The following is a 20,417-nucleotide window of genomic DNA, read 5'->3' on the forward strand; positions in this document are numbered from 1 at the left end:
GTGCGCCGGGTAGGAGATCTTGCCGCCTCCCTTGTCGACACGCTGCTAGACGTTAAGCGGTCGAATCGAATGCAACAAGTAAAATATGAAATTTTCAAGAAATTCGAGATTCTTGCAATAAATCGAAAATATGATTAGGACACTAAGTGGCCAGACCTGAAAGGTGCAAACCGGAATGAATGAAGAAGTAGATATTTATCAGCACCTTAAAATGTGTCTGATCTCGAACGGATTCGAGCATGGTGCCAAGGTTCGGGCCGAAGAGTTGCGCAAGGACTATGGGTGCTCGGCCAGCACGGTTCGCGAAGTTCTTTTTCGTTTGTCATCGGTGGGTTTGGTGGACTTTCAGGAGCAGAAGGGCTTTCGCGTCCCGAAGCGTTCGCCGAAAAAACTGATCGAGCTGACCCACATCCGCGTTTTGCTGGAGGGAGAAGGCACCGCAATGTCGATCCGCAACGGCGGGGTGGATTGGGAAGCCAGGCTGACCGCGGCGCATCACAAGCTGAGCCATATCGAAAAGCGCATTCATGCCACCGACGACCCCAGCGAGCTGATCGAGATCTGGTTTGCCTCGGAAAAGGAATTCCACCAAACGCTGATCTCGGCCTGCGGATCGGAAACGTTGAAGCAGATGCATGGCCGCATTTACGCGCAATTCCGGCAGCAGCTGATGGTGGCGGACCGGCGGTTCGAGTTCATCTCCGAGAACATCCGGCATCACGCCGACATCCTCGAGGCCGCATTGTCCGGCGATGAGCAACTGACCAAGCAGAAGATTCATGACCACCTCAAGCGCCATCTGACAGGCAAGACGATGGGCGACTAAGCGCGGAAGTCATCCTCAAGATAAACGCGGATGATGTCTTCAAAGCTCGACTCTGCGCGGAAGCCCAGCTCAAGCGCGCGGTCGGTTTGAAAGTCGCGTGGCCAGCCGTTGACAATGCGCTCTATGTCGGGGTCGGGAACATGCTTGATCAGGTTGACCGCGTCTTGACCGGCGACAGTGCGCAGAGCTTCGATCTGTTCGGCGACCGTACAACTGATGCCGGGCATGTTCAGGGCGCGCCGGTCGTTCAGCAGCTTCGTATCGAGATCGGCCGCGTGGGTCAGAAATCTTGCCGCTGCCCGAGGGCTGGCGTGCCAGTGGCGAACGGTGTCGTGGACCGGCAGAACCGCCTCAAGCCCGTTCAGGGGCTCTCGAATGATACCCGAAAAGAAGGAGGAAGCGGCGGCATTTGCCTTGCCGGGCCGCACGCACAGCGTCGGCAGCCGCAGGGAGATGCCGTCGATGTATCCTTTTCGACTGAAGTCGGAAATCATCAACTCGGACGCAGCCTTCTGCGCCCCGTAGCTGGTCAGAGGGGCGCACAGGAATTCATCGTCGATCCTTGCGGGGAAAGGGGCGCCAAAGACGGCTATGGACGAAGCGAAGACCAGCCGCGGGCGGTAGGCGCCGCTGGTGGCGTCATGCTCGTCCTTCAATGCGTTCAACAGTGCCCAGGTCGTCATCAGGTTGACGTCCCAACCAAGGCCAAAATCAGCTTCTGCCTGACCCGAGACAATCGCGGCCAGATGAAAGATCACGTCAGGGCGCTGAGCGGCCAGAAGCTTGGCCGAGTTTGGGACCGCGATGTCGCCAACGGTTTTTTCTCCCGGTGCACCCTCGGCCGGAAATGAAAGGTCGAACAATGATACACGGGCGTCCGGGCCAAAGGTCTGTTCGGCCGAAATGTGATGCGCCAGTTTCTGCCCCAGCATTCCACCGCCGCCGATGATGAGGATATGCGTCACGACATGCCATTCCGTTTTCTGAGTTCGAGGTAGAGCGCAGAATGATCCAGCTCGGCCCCATCCATTTCGTTTATCAGGTATTCGAACCGGTCGCGTACGGCTTGCGTATTGGGCAGTTCCAGGCCCAGACCGCGCGCCTCAGCCAAGGTGTTGTCCAGATCCTTCAGCTGAAACTTCGAGAGTCCGCCGGGAACGAAGTCCCGGTTGGACATGCGTTCCCCGTGCTGCTGCAGGATCACGCTGTCGGCAAACCCACCGCGAAGCGCGGCGCGCAAAGCAGCCGGGTCTGCGCCACCTTGTTCGGCCAGCAGGGTTGCCTCGGCAACGGCGGAAATCGTGACGGCCACGATTGTCTGATTGGCCAGTTTGCACAACTGTCCGGCGCCGCTGGGGCCGACATGCACGGGGCGCCCCATGGCGGAGAGGATTGGCAGGACCTCCCGCATGACCTTCTCATCGCCGCCCACCATGATCGCCAGCGAGCCCGCCTCGGCCCCCCTGGTGCCACCGGAGACTGGGGCATCCAGATGCCGCAGGCCGAGGGTTTCGAGTTGGGCCGACTGCGCGCGGGCATGTTCAGGCTTGGCGCTGGACATGTCGATCCAGACGGCACCAGGTTTCAGCTGGTCGCAGAAAGAAGGGTCTTCAAGCAGCGCGCCGGTTGCGTATCCGTCGGCCAGCATGGTCACGATCACATCGGCTTGGGCAACGGCATGGGCCGGGGTGTCCGCAACCGTGGCACCTTGGTCCGCCAATGGCCGTGCCTTTTCGGCGCTACGGTTCCAAACGGTCAGGGGGAAGCCTGCCGCAAGCAGGTTTCGTGCCATCGGCGCCCCCATTAGGCCGGTGCCCAAAAGGGTCACTTTGCGCGGTTCGCTCATGTTTGCTTGTCCTCCTTCGGGCCGCACCACGCATGGTTATAGCCAAACCAAAATCTCTGTCATACGCTAACGGCATCAAGTTCCTGCGCCAAAGCCTGTCGCGTTTCCATGCAGAATTTTTTGGTGCTGCCCGGTCGCACTCGGGCCCGGGGTCCTGGTGTTTGATCGCAAGTAGTGAAAGGTAAATTTTACATATGTCAGAAAGACTTGTGGGGAAGCGCGTCCTTGTGACGGCCGCCGGACAGGGTATCGGTCGTGCCAGCGCAATTGCAATGGCGCGCGAAGGGGCGCAGGTGTTTGCGACGGATATCAACCTCGAAAACCTTTCTTCGATTCGGTCCGAGAATCTCGAAAATATCGAAATTTTCGAGATGGACGTCACCGATGACGCCAGCGTCGCTCAGGGGGCTGAGCGGGCAAATCCGGACGTGTTGTTCAACTGTGCGGGCTTCGTGCATCACGGGACCATCCTGGACGCCACCGATGAAGAGTGGGATTTTGCGATGGACCTCAACGTGCGGTCCATGATGCGCACGACGAAGGCTGTGCTGCCGGGGATGGTCGAACGGGGCGGCGGCTCGATCATCAACATGTCTTCCGCTTTGGGGTCGATCATCGGCGCGCCCAACCGCTTTGTCTATGGCGTGACCAAAGCTGCGGTTGTGGGGCTGACGAAATCGGTTGCGGTTGATTTCATCACGAAGGGCATTCGCTGCAACTGCATCTGTCCCGGAACGGTCGACAGCCCCAGTTGGCGCGATCGGGTCGAGGCTTTGGCCCAAGAACTGGGCAGCAGGGAAGAAGCCATGGCGCAGTTCGTGGCCCGCCAGCCCATGGGCCGCGTCGCCAAGGCGGAAGAAATAGCGGCACTGGTCGTCTACCTGGCAAGCGATGAGAGTGCTTTCACCACAGGACATACACACATAATCGATGGGGGGTGGTCAGGCCAATGACGAAGATAACAAAGGACGATCTGCGGTCGCGGAAATGGTTCATGAACTCGGAGAACCTCGAGATGACCGCGCTGTATCTGGAACGGTATCTCAATTACGGCCTGACCCGCGCCGAGCTTCAATCCGGCAAGCCAATCATCGGCATTGCGCAAACGGGTAGCGATCTCAGCCCGTGCAACCGCCACCACCTGGAATTGTCCAAACGTGTGCGCGACGGGATCATCGCGGCTGGTGGCACGTGCATCGAAATTCCGGTGCACCCGATTCAGGAAACGGGTAAACGGCCCACTGCCTCGCTGGATCGCAATCTGGCCTATCTTTCGCTGGTCGAGAGCTTGTTTGGTTACCCGATCGACGGCGTGGTGCTAAACATCGGTTGCGACAAGACCACGCCGGCGCTGTTGATGGCGGCCGCCACCGTCAATATCCCCGCAATCGCTCTGTCGGTCGGCCCGATGCTGAACGGCTGGTGGAAGGGTGAACGCGCGGGGTCGGGAACCGTGATCTGGAAGGCTCGGGAAGACCTTGCTGCCGGTGAGATCGACACTGATGAGTTCATGGAAATCGCGGCGGCTTCGGCGCCTTCGGTTGGCTATTGCAACACGATGGGAACGGCGACCACGATGAATTCCCTGGCCGAAGCCTTGGGAATGCAACTGCCCGGGTCCGCCGCGATACCGGCCCCATACCGGGAACGCGGACAGATCAGCTATGAAACCGGAAAGCGCATCGTCGAGATGGTGTGGGAGGATCTGCGCCCAAGCGATGTCATGACCCGGGCGGCATTTGAAAATGCGATCGTCATCAACTCGGCGATCGGTGGATCGACGAACGCGCCGATCCATTTGAATGCGATCGCCCGGCATCTTGGCGTTCCTCTCAACAACGATGACTGGCAAAGCCTGGGTCACGACGTACCGCTGCTGGTCAACATGCAGCCGGCCGGAAAATACCTTGGAGAAGATTACCAGCGCGCCGGCGGTGTCCCTGCCGTGGTCGGTGAGTTGATTGATGCCGGATTGCTGCCCAACCCCGATGCGCTGACGGTCAACGGCCGGTCGATGGGCGAGAACTGCCGGACACGCCGGTCGCTGAACGACGACGTGATTAAGCCGGTGAGAAATCCGGTCAAGCATCAGGCCGGGTTCATCAACCTCTCGGGCAACCTGTTCGAAAGCGCGATCATGAAGACATCGGTGATCTCGTCCGCTTTCCGCGAGGCCTACCTGTCGAACCCGGATGACCCCAATGCCTTCGAGGGCCGGGCGGTCGTTTTTGACGGGCCTGAGGACTTTCATCACCGCATCGATGATCCCGCAGAAAACATCGACGCAGACTGTATCCTGATCATGCGCGGCGCAGGGCCCAAAGGTTACCCGGGCGCGGCAGAGGTGGTGAACATGCGGCCGCCCTCATACCTGTTGAAACAAGGGGTCGAGGCGCTGCCCTGCATCGGTGATGGGCGCCAGTCCGGCACGTCCGGAAGCCCGTCGATCCTGAACGCCTCGCCCGAGGCGGCCGAAGGCGGCGGGCTGGCGCTGGTGCGAAATGGCGACCGGTTGCGCATCGATCTGGGCAAAGGGACGGCGGATATGCTTGTTCCGCTGGAGGAGCTGCATGAACGCGCCCGCGAACGGGAAGCTGCAGGTGGCTATTCGGTCCCGCCCGACCAGTCACCCTGGCAGGAGATCTTCCGCGAGAAGGTCGATCGTCTGGATCGCGGCATGACGCTGAAGGGCGCCGACAAATTCAGGGACATCGCGCGGCAATTCCTGCCGCGGGACAATCATTAAAAGGAACCGAAATGAAACTTGTTCGCTACGGAGCCGCAGGGTCGGAAAAGCCTGCGTTGGTCGACTCTGCGGGTCAATTGCGGGATTTGTCCGCCCATGTCACCGATATCACCGGTGAAACGCTGGGCGACGCCGTGCTGGACAGGCTGCGCGCAATTGATCCCGAAAGCCTGCCGATTGTTGAAGGGGATCCGCGGATCGGAGCTTGCGTGGGCAAGATCGGAAAATTTCTGTGCATCGGACTGAACTACTCGGACCATGCTGCCGAAACGGGCGCGGATATTCCCAAGCATCCGATCCTGTTCTTCAAGGCAAATTCCGCCATCGTGGGGCCTTATGATGACGTTGTGATGCCGCGCGGGTCCACCCATACCGATTGGGAATGCGAGTTGGGTGTGGTGATCGGGAAAACGGCGAAATACGTCTCCAAGGCCGATGCTTTGGACTATGTCGCCGGTTATTGCATCGTCAATGACGTGTCCGAGCGGCATTTCCAGACGCAACTGACCGGACAATGGACCAAGGGCAAGTCCTGCGACACGTTCGGTCCGACCGGTCCGTGGCTGGTCACCCGCGATGAGGTTCCCGATCCTCAGGCGCTGGGCATGTCCCTGGACGTGAACGGTCAGCGTATGCAGACCGGAAACACGGCCACCATGATCTTTACCGTTGCCGAGATCATCGAGCATCTGAGCCAGTTGTTCACCCTTCATCCCGGTGACGTGATTTCGACCGGCACACCGCCCGGGGTCGGCATGGGGATCAAGCCCGATCCGGTCTATTTGAAGAAGGGCGACGTGATGGAACTGAGGATCGACGGGCTGGGCACGCAGCGGCAGAAGGTCAGTCAGGATGACTGAGCTGTTGCAGATCGGCGGGATTACCGACCGGATGAAAGATCGGCTGTCCGCCGCATTTGATATTCGCCAGTTGGACGATTTTGATGCCGCGCGCGTCACGCATGTGGTCACGAACGGACATGACGGCGTGCCGCCCGACCTGATGGCCCAACTGACAAACCTGAAGATGATCAGCGTCTATGGGGTTGGATATGATGCGATCGATGCAACGGCTGCTGCAGCCCGCGGAGTTGTCGTCACGCACACACCGAATGTGCTGAACAACGAGGTCGCAACCACCGCCGTTCTGCTGATGCTGACCTGCTACCGAGAGCTTGTGCGCGACCATGAATACGTCCGGTCGGGACGATGGGAAACAGAAGGCAATGCCCCTTTGACCCGATCAGCCGACAATCAAAAGGTTGGGATTCTGGGGCTTGGTCGTATCGGCCAGGCGATTGCAGACAAACTGGCGCCGTGGTCGCCCGAAATCTCTTATCACACCCGCAGTCCCAAGGATGTGCCATACCGGTATTTCGACAATCTGGTCGACATGGCCGAACACGTGGATGTGCTGATTTGCATAACACCGGGCGGGCCGTCGACCAACAAGCTGGTCAACGCCGAGGTGATGCGGGCGTTGGGGGGCAAGGGCACGCTGATCAATGTCAGCCGAGGGTCCGTTGTTGACGAGGCGGCTTTGATTGAAGCGCTGCAAAGCGGTGCGCTTGGCTGGGCAGGGCTGGATGTTTTCGAGGATGAACCTCGCGTTCCACAAGCGTTGCGCGAGTTGCCAAACGTGGTTCTGTTGCCGCATGCGGGCAGTGCTACTGTCGAAACGCGTGCCGCGATGGGTGATCTGACGGTCGACAATCTGTTGCAACATCTCAAGGACGGATCGGTTCTGACCGCCGTGCCAGAATGCAAAGATCTGTGAATTGACCGCTTGGGCGCTCAGAACCCGTTGACCCGCTCGATCAGCCAATAGAGCGATATGCAGCCGATGGCATAGCCTGTTACGGGGGTGGCCAAGTGGGTCACCCAACCGGCGTTCCGTGGCGCGATAAGGCGCCACATCGCAATCAGAAGCGCGAGCACTGCGATAAAGGCAAGCTGACCGGCCTCGACGCCGATGTTGAAAGCCAGCAGCGCTGCAGGGATCTCTTGCGAAGGCAGGCCGATTTCAGCCAGAGCACCGGCAAAGCCAAGCCCATGCAGCAGGCCGAAACTGAAGCAGACGATCCACGGGTATTGCTCGGATAACCGCAGCTCGCCCTCTTTGTGCCTCAGGATTTCCAGAGCAAGGAATACGATGGACAAGGCAATAACGGCTTCGACGGGGCCGGCGGGCACGTTGAGAAACCCAAGCGTCGCCATCGCCAGCGTCAGCGAATGCGCGACTGTGAACGCGGTTATCGCACCGACCAACCGCCATGGGTTCCGCACCAGAACAAAAAGCGCAAAAACGAACAACAGGTGGTCCCAGCCGCCCAAAATGTGTTCGAACCCAAGCAGAAAGTAGCTGCTGAAAACCGACCAGATCGTAGGCTCCGCCGGAACCATCAATTCGGCCTCATCAGGCGTAAATCTGAGCGTCACGGGTTCAGTGTTCAGCGGTCGAACGCGCAGCAAGACATCGTTCTGCTGGCGCTCCAACCCGTCTATGGCCACAACATGGCCCGCGATTTCGGCATCACATTCTGCAATCCAAGAAGACACCCAAGCCTGGTTTTCCGCTGTTGGCTCCGGGCCATTTTCCGGCGCGCAATGGTCGGGCAGAACCGCATCGATCTCCATGGGTTGTCCGTTCACGTCGGGAATACGCCAAAGGATTCTCCAGGTGCCCGGCGCCAGTTCGTTCAGGTCCAGATAGCCGGGGTCAAGCGCGTGTGCTCGGCCGAATTGCGGAACCATGCCCAGCCAGAAACTCAGCAGAACAAAGAAGACCGTCTTCACGAGCCGCCCTCTGCGGATTCGGGTGTCTCGACACGGTACTGGGCGGCGAGGCTTTCGTATTGAGCCTGCGCCAGGTCCTGAGCCGTCGCCCTGCGCCAATCGTTCAGAACGGAGTCGTAGATCTCGGCGAGCGGCGGAAGATAACCGGGCTTTGCTTCGGTCACGCGAACAAGATGTTGCCCGTATCCCGAGTTGATCGGACCGATCCAAATCATCGGCTCGCTCCCGTCAAGCTGTGACGCAAACCCGCGACCAAAGGTTGTGTCGATTGCACCCGCGGCTGTCAGTGGCATCGACCGCGCCAGCAAGGACGAAACGCCAAGGCTGGACCAATCCGCGCCACCGTTCAGCGCCTGCAGAGTATCGTCGACGACGTCCGGGTCTGGGGCATCACCCAGATAGATCTGATCAAACGCGATCAGGGTAGGGGTCGTGAAGCGGTCTGCGTTCTGGGCCAGATGCTCTTCTAAAACAGCCTCCTCGGGGGCGACCGAGGACGCAATTGCGGTAGTCAGAAACTCCATTTTTCGGGCAAGGCGGGCCCGGATCACCTGATCACCACGGTCCAAGCCCAGCTTTCGGGCCTCGCGCACAAGAATTTCTTCGCGGATCCAGGAATCGATCAGCGCCTGCAACTCGGCGTCGGTGGGTTGGCGTTTCCAGCTGGCCTCGAACCGTGTTCTCAAAAGCGCGATGTCGTCGCTGTCAATTGTGATCGTTTCGGCCTCTTCCGGGGGCTCGGCCTCGTCGGATACAAGATAGAACCAGCCGAAAATGGCCAGCCCGATCAGAATGAAATGGAACAGCGGTTCTTTGTAAAAGCGCATGAAAGATCTGACCTGCTGGCAATTCGATACCCGATCGTTGATCCCAACGGCCCGTCATGTCAAATCGCCGATTTCAACTTGGGTGAAGATGTTGCAGCAACGACCCCGGCCCAAGGGCGCGATCCCACGCCCCCGGTTTCGGTCTTGGTTCATTCGCTGGCAGGCGTGTACCAGATCGGTGACGAATACGCACGTTCCTGATGGATCAACTGGGCCTCGGCCGGCAGATCGATTCCAAAACGAAGCTTGTCGTACAGCACCCAGCGCGGGGTCGGGATTTCCAGAACCCGCACGTAGTAGAATGCCCGCGCGTTGGGATCGAAGTCGGGATCCGTCCAAACGGTCACCAATTCCGATGCGCCGATCGAGTTGCTCCAGCTGGCGGTATCCAGATCGACGGTATTGCCGACTTCGGGAAGGTTGCCATTGGCATCCAGCGCACGATCGTCGGACCAGGCCACGTTGTAGACCTTTTCCTGAAGCGCGCCGTCGGCATCCAACCAGCCCTTGACGACCTGAACTCGATCAAGGTTCGCACCGACGGGGTCACGCAGCGCGCCGATCAGGAAAGTCGGTGCGCCTTCACCCTCGGGCGGACGCAGGTCACCGCCCATCGGCACGCCTTTGGTATATCCCACATCAGCCACAAGACGCGTCAGCAGGTCGGACTCATCGAAATCCCATCCGCCGAAGAAACGAAGCCCGATGCGAGGCCCGGTCGTGGCGTATGTCTCGCGTCGCTTGAACGCGTCGAAAATGGCCGAGCGCGTATTCTCGGACGCCCAGACGGCGGTATAGCCCGATGCGACCAGCGTATGCCCCTCAAAGGCGCCCAGATCGCTTTCGACAAACGGGTGCAGAACGCGTGTGGCCGACGGCTCGGCGCTTACGGATTTGCCGAAATAGTTGTCTTCCTCGGCCGTTGCCAGCGACGTATGGCTGTCCGTCGCGCCGCCCATCCCGAACTTGTAGGGGTTCACGCCGAATTTCTCTTCAAGCATCAGCCCGCGCTTCAGCGCCTCACGCGCATATTCGCCGGCCAGCATGTCATCGGTTTTCAGCTCGGAGATATCGAGGTTCCCGACATCCCAGTTTTCATAGTCGGCAAATGGGTCGTCAGGGCTGAGATAGGGATGGGCTTCGCCGTCACCCTTGATCTGGGTGACCTCGTAATGCGGTTCCCACTTGGCGCGGTTCTGTACGTATTCCTCATCCACCTTGCCGCCGTGATAGGTGTCTTCCGTCGGGAACATCCAGCCGTTCGACAGATTGCCGTTATGCGCGAAGGCAACGGCACGGCCCCCGGTCTTGGCCTGGTACTCCTCGAGCCACTCATAAAGTGCCTTCGGATCCGTGTTCCCATAGGGCGGCTGCGTGACCGGCGGCACCATCTGCAGCGCACGGATCGGGCCATCGCGCAGCATGACGTTTCGATGCAGGTTGAATCCCTTGGGCACCGAGGTCCATTCGAAACCGATGAACGCTGTGAAATTGCCCGGGTCGTTGTGCCGTTCCGCGGCCATCACGATATGTTCCCAGGTAAACGCAAAGGCGTCCGCTCCGGGGCTGTATGATTCAAGCAGGTCTTCCGGCAGGGTCATCTGCGAGAAATTGGAAATGATGTCGAACGCCGCTTTGGCAGCTTCGTCCCCGCCCGCAGAGTATCCTTCGTACCATTCCAGACCCTTGGGATGTGCCAAGACCCCCGGCTTTCCGGCCTGCAGGTCCGGGGCAAACCCCATCAGGTCGGTGTGATCCGTGAGAACCATCCAATCCAGTGGGCGCGCAAGCCGAACCGGTTGTCCGGTGGACGAGATGACCTGTTGGCCTTTCGCAAATCGCCAGGCGTCATCCGGCAGCAGCGTGTTCCCGAACGTTCCGGCGTCCAGTGACAACCCGGTGTGCAGGTGCGTATCCCCCCAAAGAGGGCGCTCCGGGAATGTCCGGTTGGCATAGGGCGAGAACGGACGCTCGGCAAAGGTTCCCTCTGCGGCTTCCTTGGTCGGCACAGCGTCGGCGAGAACGCCTGCCGGGCCGAGTGTCAGCAGCATTGAACAGACGTAGAGTCGCAGCATGAGAACCTCCCAATTCAACAGCTTCGAATTCAAAGAAACAGTTTTATGTCATAACATTCTGATATGACGATAGCATGCGAGTGGGGCCGACTGTCAATTCTGCCGGGTTCAGGAAGCCAGAAAACCCTGTACTCACGGAAGGGCGGGAGCTTTCGCCGCCGGTCTCTTGACGTACGATCCGAAGAGCGCCGTGACTAAGGTGCGTCCGAGATTATGCGCGGTTTGGCCAGGCGGCTTTCCAGAAGATCGCCCGTCTCTTCGGCGATCGGGTAGGCCACAAAGGCCAGCGCCGCGTTGATTTGCTTCAATAGGCGCAGCGTCTCCTGGTGGATATTGGTTGTCTCGATGCTGGCCGGACCCCGACTTTGCAGGCGCTTCAGGTGTCGCTCCTGCAGGTATTGTTCTTCGATCCGGATGCGATCCTTTTCGGCCACCAATTGGCGGGCCGCCTCAGCGTCGCCGGTGGTCAGAATGCTCAGAGCCAACTGGCCGTTCGTTGTGATCTGATCGTGGAATTGTTCAATGTCGGTCAGACCTTCCTTGGAAAAGGTAATGCCCTCGTCAGCCATTTTTTTCGCCAGCGCCACAAGGTTGACCGCGATCCGGTCGGCGGCCTCTTCAAGATTGTTGGCCATCGACACCAGCTCGAGTGTCTTTTTCTCCTGCTGAGGTGTCAGATCGCCTTCCCGCAGTCGCGACACGTAGATCTTGATGTCAAAATGCATGCGGTCGACATCGTTTTCCCGCAGTTCGATGGTGCGGGCAAGTTCGGGGTCCCAGTTCCGGAACAGGTGAATGGTTGGCACCAGCATCGCCTGAACCGTTTCAGCCATGCGCAGCAGTTCGCGCTGTGCGCAGGCCAGCGCCAGAGGCACGTGGTCCAGTGCGCTGGGGTCCAATGCGGTCACGTTGTCGGCGGTGACGCTTGAATGGCGGGGAACGAACGTGTCGGCAAACCGGATCAGCAGGTTGGTGAACGGCAGCGCTATGACCAGAAGGGCGACATTCATCGCAATGTGCAGCATCACCACCTGTTGACCGGGCGCTGTGCCAAACGCGGATATGTTCAGCACGCCGGTCAGCAGTAGGGCCAGCGCCACCAAAGTGACGCAGGCCCGAGCCACCAGGTTGGCAAGGACGACCAACTTGGCCGGGCGCTCCTGCGACCAGAGCAGGGCGAATGAGATCACGGCGCCACCGAGATTGGCACCGATGACCAGTGCGGCGGCCACCGTGCCGCCAACCAGTGCTGACGCGGCGAATGTTGCAAAGGTCAGCACTGCGGCAAGGCTGGAATGCATGAGCCACGCCAGAATTGCACCGACCACATAGGCGCTGATCAAGTCGCTTTGAAAATATGCGGCAATGCTTTGAACGATTGGGCTGGCCCCGATTGGCACTGTGGCTTCGCGGATCATTCCAAGCGACAACAGCACCAGGGCAAAACCGATGATGATGCGCCCGATCTGTTTCGTCCGCCGTCGTCCGGCTTTCAAAAACACCACGACGCCGACCAGCAATGCGAATGGCATCACGGCCTGGACGGGCAAGGTCAGCACCTTTGCCATTAGGGCGGATCCCACCTCTGCCCCCAACAGCAGCGCAAGGGCCGAGGGTGGGGCGAGCATGCCCGATACCGCGAATCCGGCTCCGATCAATGCAACTGCAGTCGAGCTTTGCATCAGCATCGCTGCCATACCGCCGCCCAATGCAGCGGAGATTCGGTTTTCAGACAGGATTTTCAGGCCGCGTTTCAACTCGGGCAGGAACGCTCGTTCCACTCCGGTCCGGATCAACCGGACAGACCACAAAAGCAGGGCGACGCCGGCCGCCAGATGGGTGGCCAGCACGATCATGCGTTCAATACCTTGTTTGCGCTGCGCCGTTGCATGGCCAACATTTTGCCTTCCACAATGGGGTGAGTCCGACGATTTTCATCACCAGTTTGAGGGCAATGCAACAAAATATTTGCAAAAATGAGGTAAACGCCACAGAAATTGAATGTCGTCTAGCCGGGGCAATAGGATGTCAAAGGCCAAAACTCGTCAGAAACACAGCAAGAAAGGGCGGGATCGGCTGAAAAAGTCCGATCGTCGCCAACGTATCCTGCTTGAGCTCAAGCTGCGCCCGCACGTGCGCATCAGTGATCTGGCCCGCAGTTTCGACGTATCCACCGAGACCGTCCGCAGGGATTTTGACGCGCTGGCCGAAGACGGCCTGATTGCGCGTGCGCACGGTGGCGCGTCGGCGCCGGTGCAAGGGCATTATCTCAGCCTGGACGAGCGCAATGCGGCCCGGGTTGCCGAACGCGAGCGGATCGGAAACGCCGCCGCTGGCCTTGTGCGTGAAGGTGAGACGGTCATGATCGACTCGGGCTCGACAACCGCTCAACTGGCGCGCTCATTGGCATATCGCGACATACGGTGCACTGTCATCACGAATTCTATTCCGGTGGCCGTGACACTGGGCGGCAGCGCGGCCGAGGTGATTGTTTGCCCCGGTGCTTATCTTGCCGCCGAGGCTGCCGTCGTTGGTTACGAAACGCTGGAGTTTCTGGGCCGGTTCAACGTCGATCGCTGCATGATCGGCGCGTCGGGATTGTCCGATGATGGCCCCAGCGAGCCGATCGGTGATATCGCCGCTGTCAAACGCGCGATGCTGGGCCGTTCTGCGGAACGTCATCTTCTGCTGGATGCCCAGAAGTTCAATCAGAAGCAGTTGCACAAAGTGTGCGAACTGTCGGATTTGGACACGTTTATCGTCGACACGGTCCCGCCAAGCCAGTTGGCTGTGGCGCTGAGCGTGGCAGATGTCGAACTGTTGATCGCCGATCCTGCGCCCGAGCAGGCTTTGGCCTGAACCGTTGAGGTCCAGCCCGGGCCGGGACCGGCAGCGCAGAGGGCCAAGGGGCGAAATTGCGGTCTAAAACCTTGGCGCTGCCTTATCCCTAAGAAGCGTAGTCCGGCCGGGATCATCCCGACCGGATTGCCTGGGTATCAGGCCTCTTGCAGTAGCCGTTCGCTGATCTCCCACAGCTTTTCGGCTGATGCGTCATCGCAGGCATGTGCGTTGACCCCAAAATATCGGGCCGTCGGGCTGTTGGGGTCGGTCGGGGCAGCAATGTCGGCGTCCTCGCAATACACTCCTGGTTTGCCAACCAGCTTTGGCGAAGTCGCCGCCCAAACCGTCGTTGACGCGCCCTGTTCGGGCGTCTTGAAACCCTCCTTGGCCAATGCGGACGGCTCGCCATCCTCGTTCAGCCAGCCCAGCGCGATCATCTCTTCCTTCGGCAGGTGCCGTTGCAGAGGGGTGAATATCCCACCGGGATGTACCGAAAACGCCAACCCGCCGGTCTCTGCCAAACGGCGGGACAGGGTGTTGGCAAACAACGCATTTGCGGTCTTTGCTTGCCCATAGGCCTGCCATTTGTCGTAGTCCGTCTTTTCGAACTGGATATCATCCCAATGCACGTCGCAAATCTTGTGTGCGGTCGAGGAAAGAGCAACTACCCGCGCGCCCGGCGTTTGCTCCAAAAGCGGCAGCAGCAACTTGGTCAGGGCAAAGTGGCCCATGTGGCAGATACCGAATTGGGATTCCCAACCGGGTCCAACACGGGCCTCGGGGCACGCCATGATCCCGGCGTTGTTGATCAGCAGATCCAGGTTTTGCAGGTCGCTGGATACCGTTTCGGCAAACCGTCGGACTGATCCCAGATCCGCCAGGTCCATCGGTGCGGTTCTGACATTGCCGTCCACGCTCGCCAGGCTCTCTTGCGCTTTGGTTTCCGAGCGTACGGGAACGATCACCGCGGCCCCCTTGTCGGCAAGGGCGCGGACGGTTTCGAGGCCAATGCCGCTGTAGCCACCGGTTACGATTGCGGTCTTTCCGGTCAGGTCGATATCGGCCAGCACTTCGGCCGCCGTGCTTTTTGCGTGAAATCCTGAATTTGAAGGAACTTGGTCGGAGACTGCCATCAGGTATCCTTGCGATTTCGGGGGCAACATCGCCCGGTTGCATCATGGATGAACCTAACCTGCCCGCCTCGGGTGGAACACAGAGCTTCCTCCTCAACTCTTGCTCGATTCTCCGAAACCCAAGAGCAAAGCGTGCAGCTCAGGTCACGTGATCCCGGGTCAGTTCTCGGGGCGGAACGCCAAATTTTTTGGCGAACTCTCGGCTGAATTGGGCCGGGCTTTCATACCCAACTGCGTGTGCAACACTCGATACAGGCGTTCCCGTCTGCTGAAGCAGTTGGAAAGCCTCGGTCAGGCGCAGGTCTTTCTGGAATTGCAGCGGAGTGTTGGCCGTGACCCGTTTGAAGGCGTCATAGAATACCGACGCGCTCATGCCCGAGATCGCGGCCAAGTCCGAGGCTTTGATCGTCGAGCGGTACTCCTTGCGGATATGCGCGATTGCCTTGGCGACCTGATTGGCCTTGCTGTCCGCGCGGATGATACGGCGCAGTGCGCGCCCTTTGTCGCTGCGCAGAACCCGGAAATAAACCTCGCGGACGGCGGCGGCCCCCAGCGTTTGCTCTGCGATCGGATCTCGGCGCAGACGGAATAGACGTGCAAATGAATCAATGACTTCCACATCGGCCTGACCGCTTTCCAGGGCCGGACCAGCATCGTCCAGCGAGGTGCCGCCCATGTCGGTGTAGACGCCCCGCAATACGCGCATGTCGATGCCGAGATACAAGGCGATGTAGGGGTCTTCGGGCGAGGCATCCACAAGGCCCGAGACCATTGGCAGGGCGCTTCCCACGACAATGACGTCCCCTGCGTCATAACGGACATGCTCGGTTCCGTACTGCACCGACTTGCTGCCCTGAAGCACTAGCCCGATCATGGGTTCAACGACCGAGCATGACGGGCGTTTGGATTGGCGCGTCTGGGCCAATACCATGTCCCGCACACCACAGGGCCAGAAGCCGTCATCCAGCTGGGCCTCGGTAATCAGCGCCTTGGCGTCGTCAAGGAGTCTCTGCAGTTCCAATGGGGTCTCTCCGGCCAGTCTGCCAAGACTACAACCTGCATTTTTCCGCACAAGAGTTTTGGTCTGACATTCGGAGGATCAGGCAAGTCCGCCGGAGAAACAGCTGACTGAATTTACAGAGGCGTGCGGTAGAACACCGTTTCTTATTCTTAGATTGGGGCCAACTGATCTGACCGGTCTAAGCACAAAGGTAACAGTGTTCGCAGCCTGATTGGTTCTGAGAGAACCCAGGCGAATTGTCCGAAGGGGCAGACCGGCTGCTATTCCGCCGCCGAAATCTCCCACGGTGGACGATAGATGCAATCAGCCAGTGTTGCCCGGTTCAGGTCGTCAAAAAACGCTTGCTCGGCTTGCTTCAGTCGATCCTTCAAAAGGCAGCTTGGAGTCAGAGTGCACGCACTGCCATCGGCCGAGAAACACTCAACGATTGGTTGCCCGGTCTCCAGAGTGCGCACTACGTCGCCCAAGCGGATGTCCGTCGCCGGGCGAGACAGGACGGCCCCGCCGCCACCGCCCCGTCGCGTTTTGAGGTATCCGGCATTGGCCAGTGCTGAAATGACCTTGGCGAGATGGGCGCGTGACACCTTGAATTCATCCGCAAGTTCGCCAGTTGAAAACGGGCGGTCCGGGCTGCCAGCCAGCCGCATCAGAATGCGGAGACCATAGTCAGTGAATGAGGTGAGGCGCATGGTCGCGTTTTCCAATCGGTATTTTCTATGCGTATTAGCAAAACAGAATGCGCAAATCAAATTCCGATTCGAGATGCTCGGGTCGTGAACCCTGAAAGCACGGACCATGACGAACTTCGATATGCACGAAGCTGATCTTGAGACAGACGCTCTGATTGATCACATCCTCACACGGTATCACGAAACACACCGGACCGAGCTTGAACAGCTTCAACATCTTGCCGAACGCGTGGCCTTGGTTCACCGAGACCACCCCCAAGCCCCCCGAGGGTTGGTCCGCGCGCTGGCCGAACTGGCGGCCGAAATGGAAACGCACATGGCAAAAGAGGAGATCGTCCTGTTTCCCGCCATGCGCATGGGCGGCATGGAAGGGATCGAAAACCCGATCCGGGTTATGCGCGCCGATCACGATGGCCACGCCGAGAGTATCGCTCTGATCCGGCATGTCACCCTTGACCTGACACCGCCCGCACATGCCTGCTGGTCTTGGCGACGGCTTTACGATGGGCTGCGGAACCTTTTGGCGGATATTGACCGGCACATGATGCTTGAAAACCAGGTCCTGTTTCCACGGTTCGAACGGTAGAGGGGATCAATCATGCTTCTTGCAGGTGTCCACGCAAGTGAGGCAGGCGGAACGGATCATTTGCTGGCGACAGTGGCCGCGCGATTGCAGGAAGAAGGTCTGCGCTTGCTCGGAGCGTTGCGTGTGAACATTCCGGATACTGGCGCCCAGTTTTGTGAGACAACGCTTGGACTGCTGCCGCATGGTCCCAATATCCGGATCACGCAGGATCTGGGTTCGGGCTCAGGCGCGTGTCGCATGGACGCCGGTGCGATCGAAGACGTGGTCGGCATCGCGACCGCTCGGTTGCAAGATGACGGTTGCGATATCGTTCTGCTGAACAAGTTCGGCCTCAGCGAGGCCGAGGGTCGCGGATTTCGCACCCTCATTGCCGAGGCCTTGGCGCGGGATGTTCCGGTCCTGATCGGCGTGAGCAAAACCCATCGCGCCGCCTTCGATCAGTTTGCCGGAGGAACCGCCAAACTCCTGTCGCCCGTCGAGGACGTTGTGGTCGAATGGTGCCGATGCTCCATCGCGCAAGGCCGAAACACGGCGGCACCGGGTTGAACCCGCCAAATACAACAGCCAAACGGATGAGGCAGTACATGCAGCTTATGGTGAGCCCAACACAGACATCGAACAGGCCAAGACCGCCGGGACAGGCAGTCGTCGCGCGTTTGGCCTGCTTGGCGGTTCAGCCCATTCTCGCGCGGGTGGTCCGAAGGGTCGCGCAGGAACATCCTGCGCTTTTTGCCCGACTTGGTCCGTATCAAGGCGCCGATTTCCTGATCGACCCGATCGAGCTGCCGTTCGCGCTGCATCTGCGTCCAGATCCTCAGAACCTGAGCTTTCGCGCCGTGCCGCGGTCGATGCTGCCCGACGCCACAGCCATTATTCGAGGGCGGTTCCTGCTGCTGTTGGAACTGGTCGACGCGGAACAGGACGGCGACGCGGCCTTTTTCTCGCGCGATTTGGAGATCACAGGAGATACCGAGGCCGTCGTCCGTTTGCGCAATGCATTGGACGACATGGATGGATCCATCGCTCAGGAGGCTGCGGACATGTTCGGCCCGCCTGGCCGCGCGATCCTGTCCCGGTTGCGCCGAAATTACCAAGAAGTAGAAGGAGCGACTGCTTCATGAGCCTCGCCGAATTGATATGCCCCGCCGGAACTCCCGCTGCCCTGCGCACAGCGGTCGATGCCGGGGCCGACGCCGTCTATTGCGGCTTTCAGGACGCCACCAACGCCCGGAATTTTCCGGGGCTGAATTTCACGCCGCAGGAATTGGAGGAGGCGGTCGCTTATGCCCATGCCAAGGGTGCCAAGGTCCTTCTGGCACTCAACACTTATCCCCCGGCGGGCAAGGTCGACCTTTGGCGGCACGCTGCCGACACCGGTGCGCGGATCGGCGTTGATGCCTTCATCGTGGCTGATATGGGCGTGGCCGACTACATCGCCCGAACCCATCCACAGATGCGCTTGCACCTGTCGGTACAGGCTGCAGCGTCGTCACCCGAGGCGATCCGCTACTATTGCGAGAATTTCGGTGTCAAACGCGTGGTCCTGCCCCGTATTTTGACCATTCCCGAGATCCGGCAGATCCGAAAAGAAATCCCCTGTGAGATCGAAACCTTCATCTTCGGAAATCACGGTCTGATGGTCGAAGGGCGCTGCAGCCTGACGAACTATCTGACCGGGCAGTCCACGAACCTCGATGGCGTCTGTTCGCCGGCGTCCGACGTGGAGTACGTGCGCGATGCCGATGGTTCAATGTCATCGAAGTTGGCTGGCTTTACCATCGATCGGTTCGGGCCAGATGAGAAGGCCGGTTATCCGACGATTTGCAAAGGTCGCTATCAGGTCGCACATCGTCCGGACGGGTACTATGCGTTCGAGGAACCGATCAGCCTGAACCTGGCCCGCCTTCTGCCTGAGTTGATCGATGCCGGGGTGCATGCGTTCAAGATCGAAGGGCGGCAAAGGTCCAAGAGTTATGTCCGGTCCGTGGTGTCTGCATTTCGAAACGCTGTCGACGATATCCGGGCGGGTCGCGAAGCGGATATCGGGAACCTCGTCGCACTGACCGAGGGTCAGAAACAGACGCAAGGCGCTTTTGCCACGAAGAAATGGCGGTGAAACGATGACGAAACTTACATTGGGCCCGATCGCCTATCACTGGTCGGCCGACCAACGCCGGGATTTCTATGCGCGTGTTGCCGACGAAGCTCCGGTGGATGAGGTCTATCTGGGCGAGGTCATCTGTTCAAAACGCGCCCCGTTCCAAGAGGCTGACCTGCCGTCCATTATCGAAAGGCTCGAACGGGCGGGCAAAAAGGTGATTTTGTCCTCCTTGGCCGAAGTGATGCTGAAGCGAGAGCGCAAGGCCACCGAAGACCTGTCTGAGATGGAGTCGCCCGAGATCGAAATCAACAACGCTGCGGGACTGTATGCACGCGGTACGCGACCGCATCGCATCGGCCCATTCATGAATGCCTATAACGAGGCCACAATCCGCTGGATGGCGTCAAAGGGGGCGACGCATGTCTGCCTGCCCACCGAGTTGCCAGCGCCCTCGATCGCCGTCGCGGCGCGAATGGCGCGCGACTTGGGTCTCGGGGTTGAAGTGCAGGTCTTTGGCCGGGCGTCGCTGGCCGTTTCGGCGCGGTGCTATCACGCGCGCTCGCACGGGCGGACAAAGGACAATTGCCAATTCGTCTGCGAAGAAGACCCCGACGGGATGCCACTGCGTACGAGGGATGAGCAGCCGATCCTGCGCATCAACGGGATCCAGACCCAATCCGAAGGGTATCTGATCCTGCTGCAGGAACTGCCCCAACTGGTCGCCGATGGCGTGAGCCATCTGCGATTGATGCCGCAGGCCGTCGACATGGTCGCCGTCGCCGAGGTTTACCGGGCGGTGCTGGATCAAAGCATGTCGACCGAAGCGGCCGAAGCCCGGTTGCGGCAGGTTTGTGCGGATACGCCGTTCAGCAACGGGTTCTACCACGGTCAGGCCGGCTATCGCAGGATAGCCCAGGCGTCCCTTGCATGA

The 20,417-nt window shown here is 59.6% G+C and carries 20 protein-coding genes; 11 read left to right on the top strand and 9 right to left on the bottom strand.

All coding sequences use genetic code 11. The annotated features are described in order from the left end of the window. Window positions 1–175: 175 nt before the first annotated feature. Window positions 176–826 carry a GntR family transcriptional regulator gene (locus GOW72_RS10880; protein WP_170366874.1) on the top strand — a complete coding sequence of 217 codons (651 nt, stop codon included), beginning with the start codon at window positions 176–178 and terminating at the stop codon, window positions 824–826. Here the strand turns inward: GOW72_RS10880 and denD are convergent. Together denD and GOW72_RS10890 are read right to left on the bottom strand one after the other, a co-directional pair. Beyond that, window positions 823–1,791 (bottom strand): D-erythronate dehydrogenase, encoded by a 969-nt coding sequence (gene denD, locus GOW72_RS10885; RefSeq protein ID WP_170366875.1) that lies wholly within the window; start codon window positions 1,789–1,791, stop codon window positions 823–825. The genes GOW72_RS10880 and denD overlap by 4 nt on opposite strands. Beyond that, window positions 1,788–2,672: an NAD(P)-dependent oxidoreductase gene (locus GOW72_RS10890; protein ID WP_170366876.1), complete on the bottom strand. Its 885-nt coding sequence runs from the start codon at window positions 2,670–2,672 to the stop codon at window positions 1,788–1,790. Before GOW72_RS10890 ends, denD begins: the two co-directional genes overlap by 4 nt. Window positions 2,673–2,866: 194 nt before the next feature. Between GOW72_RS10890 and GOW72_RS10895 the strand changes: the two genes are divergently transcribed. Genes GOW72_RS10895 through GOW72_RS10910 form a run of 4 tightly spaced genes read left to right on the top strand, consistent with a single transcriptional unit; the run spans window position 2,867 to window position 7,194 of the window. Next, window positions 2,867–3,625, top strand: a complete 759-nt coding sequence (locus tag GOW72_RS10895) for an SDR family oxidoreductase (RefSeq protein ID WP_170366877.1) — start codon at window positions 2,867–2,869, stop codon at window positions 3,623–3,625. Further along, window positions 3,622–5,418, top strand: a complete 1,797-nt coding sequence (locus GOW72_RS10900; protein WP_170366878.1) for an IlvD/Edd family dehydratase — start codon at window positions 3,622–3,624, stop codon at window positions 5,416–5,418. The genes GOW72_RS10895 and GOW72_RS10900 overlap by 4 nt, the downstream gene beginning before the upstream one ends. An 11-nt stretch (window positions 5,419–5,429) precedes the next feature. Next, on the top strand, window positions 5,430–6,278 hold the full coding sequence (locus GOW72_RS10905; protein ID WP_093961722.1) for a fumarylacetoacetate hydrolase family protein: 849 nt from the start codon (window positions 5,430–5,432) through the stop codon (window positions 6,276–6,278). Beyond that, entirely contained in the window at window positions 6,271–7,194 is a 924-nt protein-coding gene (locus GOW72_RS10910) for a 2-hydroxyacid dehydrogenase (protein ID WP_170366879.1), read from the top strand. The genes GOW72_RS10905 and GOW72_RS10910 overlap by 8 nt, the downstream gene beginning before the upstream one ends. Window positions 7,195–7,211: 17 nt before the next feature. On the opposite strand, the gene GOW72_RS10915 is transcribed toward GOW72_RS10910, so the two are convergent. The 4 genes from GOW72_RS10915 to GOW72_RS10930 all read right to left on the bottom strand — a co-directional run bounded on the left by GOW72_RS10915 (window position 7,212) and on the right by GOW72_RS10930 (window position 12,971). Continuing rightward, window positions 7,212–8,213 (bottom strand): HupE/UreJ family protein, encoded by a 1,002-nt coding sequence (locus GOW72_RS10915; RefSeq protein ID WP_342355372.1) that lies wholly within the window; start codon window positions 8,211–8,213, stop codon window positions 7,212–7,214. After that, window positions 8,210–9,040, bottom strand: coding sequence for a peptidyl-prolyl cis-trans isomerase (locus tag GOW72_RS10920; RefSeq protein WP_170357480.1), 831 nt, complete (start codon window positions 9,038–9,040; stop codon window positions 8,210–8,212). The genes GOW72_RS10915 and GOW72_RS10920 overlap by 4 nt, the downstream gene beginning before the upstream one ends. Before the next feature lie 149 nt (window positions 9,041–9,189). Next, a complete protein-coding gene (locus GOW72_RS10925; protein ID WP_244952398.1) occupies window positions 9,190–11,115 on the bottom strand; it encodes a DUF3604 domain-containing protein in 1,926 nt (641 codons plus the stop codon). 194 nt (window positions 11,116–11,309) lie between these two features. After that, the gene (locus GOW72_RS10930; protein ID WP_170366880.1) at window positions 11,310–12,971 is read right to left on the bottom strand and encodes a Na/Pi cotransporter family protein; all 1,662 of its coding nucleotides are present in this window, start codon (window positions 12,969–12,971) and stop codon (window positions 11,310–11,312) included. Window positions 12,972–13,140: 169 nt separating this feature from the next. Here GOW72_RS10930 and GOW72_RS10935 point away from each other — a divergent pair, with 169 nt between their 5' ends. Then, complete coding sequence (locus GOW72_RS10935; RefSeq protein WP_170366881.1) at window positions 13,141–13,974, top strand: DeoR/GlpR family DNA-binding transcription regulator; 834 nt, start codon at window positions 13,141–13,143, stop codon at window positions 13,972–13,974. 137 nt (window positions 13,975–14,111) lie between these two features. On the opposite strand, the gene GOW72_RS10940 is transcribed toward GOW72_RS10935, so the two are convergent. The 3 genes from GOW72_RS10940 to GOW72_RS10950 all read right to left on the bottom strand — a co-directional run bounded on the left by GOW72_RS10940 (window position 14,112) and on the right by GOW72_RS10950 (window position 16,799). Continuing rightward, window positions 14,112–15,089: an oxidoreductase gene (locus tag GOW72_RS10940; RefSeq protein ID WP_170366882.1), complete on the bottom strand. Its 978-nt coding sequence runs from the start codon at window positions 15,087–15,089 to the stop codon at window positions 14,112–14,114. A gap of 139 nt (window positions 15,090–15,228) precedes the next feature. Next, the gene (locus GOW72_RS10945) at window positions 15,229–16,110 is read right to left on the bottom strand and encodes an AraC family transcriptional regulator (protein ID WP_170366883.1); all 882 of its coding nucleotides are present in this window, start codon (window positions 16,108–16,110) and stop codon (window positions 15,229–15,231) included. Window positions 16,111–16,370: 260 nt separating this feature from the next. Next, window positions 16,371–16,799 carry an RrF2 family transcriptional regulator gene (locus GOW72_RS10950; protein ID WP_170366884.1) on the bottom strand — a complete coding sequence of 143 codons (429 nt, stop codon included), beginning with the start codon at window positions 16,797–16,799 and terminating at the stop codon, window positions 16,371–16,373. A gap of 106 nt (window positions 16,800–16,905) precedes the next feature. Between GOW72_RS10950 and GOW72_RS10955 the strand changes: the two genes are divergently transcribed. From GOW72_RS10955 to ubiV, 5 genes are read left to right on the top strand one after another with little or no spacing between them, the layout of a single operon-like run. Continuing rightward, complete coding sequence (locus GOW72_RS10955) at window positions 16,906–17,385, top strand: hemerythrin domain-containing protein (RefSeq protein ID WP_244952399.1); 480 nt, start codon at window positions 16,906–16,908, stop codon at window positions 17,383–17,385. A gap of 12 nt (window positions 17,386–17,397) precedes the next feature. Then, window positions 17,398–17,931, top strand: a complete 534-nt coding sequence (locus tag GOW72_RS10960) for a DUF2478 domain-containing protein (protein ID WP_170366885.1) — start codon at window positions 17,398–17,400, stop codon at window positions 17,929–17,931. Window positions 17,932–17,978: 47 nt separating this feature from the next. After that, window positions 17,979–18,506, top strand: a complete 528-nt coding sequence (gene ubiT / locus GOW72_RS10965; RefSeq protein ID WP_170367197.1) for a ubiquinone anaerobic biosynthesis accessory factor UbiT — start codon at window positions 17,979–17,981, stop codon at window positions 18,504–18,506. After that, on the top strand, window positions 18,503–19,501 hold the full coding sequence (ubiU, locus tag GOW72_RS10970) for a ubiquinone anaerobic biosynthesis protein UbiU (protein WP_170366886.1): 999 nt from the start codon (window positions 18,503–18,505) through the stop codon (window positions 19,499–19,501). Before ubiT ends, ubiU begins: the two co-directional genes overlap by 4 nt. A gap of 4 nt (window positions 19,502–19,505) precedes the next feature. Continuing rightward, window positions 19,506–20,417: a ubiquinone anaerobic biosynthesis protein UbiV gene (gene ubiV / locus GOW72_RS10975; RefSeq protein ID WP_170366887.1), complete on the top strand. Its 912-nt coding sequence runs from the start codon at window positions 19,506–19,508 to the stop codon at window positions 20,415–20,417.

This window comes from Ruegeria arenilitoris (genome assembly GCF_013032855.1).
GTDB lineage: Bacteria > Pseudomonadota > Alphaproteobacteria > Rhodobacterales > Rhodobacteraceae > Ruegeria > Ruegeria arenilitoris.

Excerpts from the sequence above, each read along its gene's own strand:
- GOW72_RS10880 (WP_170366874.1), top strand. The coding sequence starts at position 176 with ATGAATGAAGAAGTAGATATTTATCAGCACCTTAAAATGTGTCTGATC.
- GOW72_RS10905 (WP_093961722.1), top strand. The coding sequence starts at position 5,430 with ATGAAACTTGTTCGCTACGGAGCCGCAGGGTCGGAAAAGCCTGCGTTG.
- ubiV (WP_170366887.1), top strand. The coding sequence starts at position 19,506 with ATGACGAAACTTACATTGGGCCCGATCGCCTATCACTGGTCGGCCGAC.
- GOW72_RS10910 (WP_170366879.1), top strand. The coding sequence starts at position 6,271 with ATGACTGAGCTGTTGCAGATCGGCGGGATTACCGACCGGATGAAAGAT.
- GOW72_RS10890 (WP_170366876.1), bottom strand. The coding sequence starts at position 2,672 with ATGAGCGAACCGCGCAAAGTGACCCTTTTGGGCACCGGCCTAATGGGG.
- GOW72_RS10895 (WP_170366877.1), top strand. The coding sequence starts at position 2,867 with ATGTCAGAAAGACTTGTGGGGAAGCGCGTCCTTGTGACGGCCGCCGGA.
- GOW72_RS10935 (WP_170366881.1), top strand. The coding sequence starts at position 13,141 with ATGTCAAAGGCCAAAACTCGTCAGAAACACAGCAAGAAAGGGCGGGAT.
- GOW72_RS10925 (WP_244952398.1), bottom strand. The coding sequence starts at position 11,115 with ATGCTGCGACTCTACGTCTGTTCAATGCTGCTGACACTCGGCCCGGCA.
- GOW72_RS10930 (WP_170366880.1), bottom strand. The coding sequence starts at position 12,971 with ATGATCGTGCTGGCCACCCATCTGGCGGCCGGCGTCGCCCTGCTTTTG.
- ubiT (WP_170367197.1), top strand. The coding sequence starts at position 17,979 with ATGGTGAGCCCAACACAGACATCGAACAGGCCAAGACCGCCGGGACAG.
- GOW72_RS10900 (WP_170366878.1), top strand. The coding sequence starts at position 3,622 with ATGACGAAGATAACAAAGGACGATCTGCGGTCGCGGAAATGGTTCATG.
- ubiU (WP_170366886.1), top strand. The coding sequence starts at position 18,503 with ATGAGCCTCGCCGAATTGATATGCCCCGCCGGAACTCCCGCTGCCCTG.
- GOW72_RS10940 (WP_170366882.1), bottom strand. The coding sequence starts at position 15,089 with ATGGCAGTCTCCGACCAAGTTCCTTCAAATTCAGGATTTCACGCAAAA.
- GOW72_RS10950 (WP_170366884.1), bottom strand. The coding sequence starts at position 16,799 with ATGCGCCTCACCTCATTCACTGACTATGGTCTCCGCATTCTGATGCGG.
- GOW72_RS10920 (WP_170357480.1), bottom strand. The coding sequence starts at position 9,040 with ATGCGCTTTTACAAAGAACCGCTGTTCCATTTCATTCTGATCGGGCTG.
- GOW72_RS10960 (WP_170366885.1), top strand. The coding sequence starts at position 17,398 with ATGCTTCTTGCAGGTGTCCACGCAAGTGAGGCAGGCGGAACGGATCAT.
- GOW72_RS10955 (WP_244952399.1), top strand. The coding sequence starts at position 16,906 with ATGACGAACTTCGATATGCACGAAGCTGATCTTGAGACAGACGCTCTG.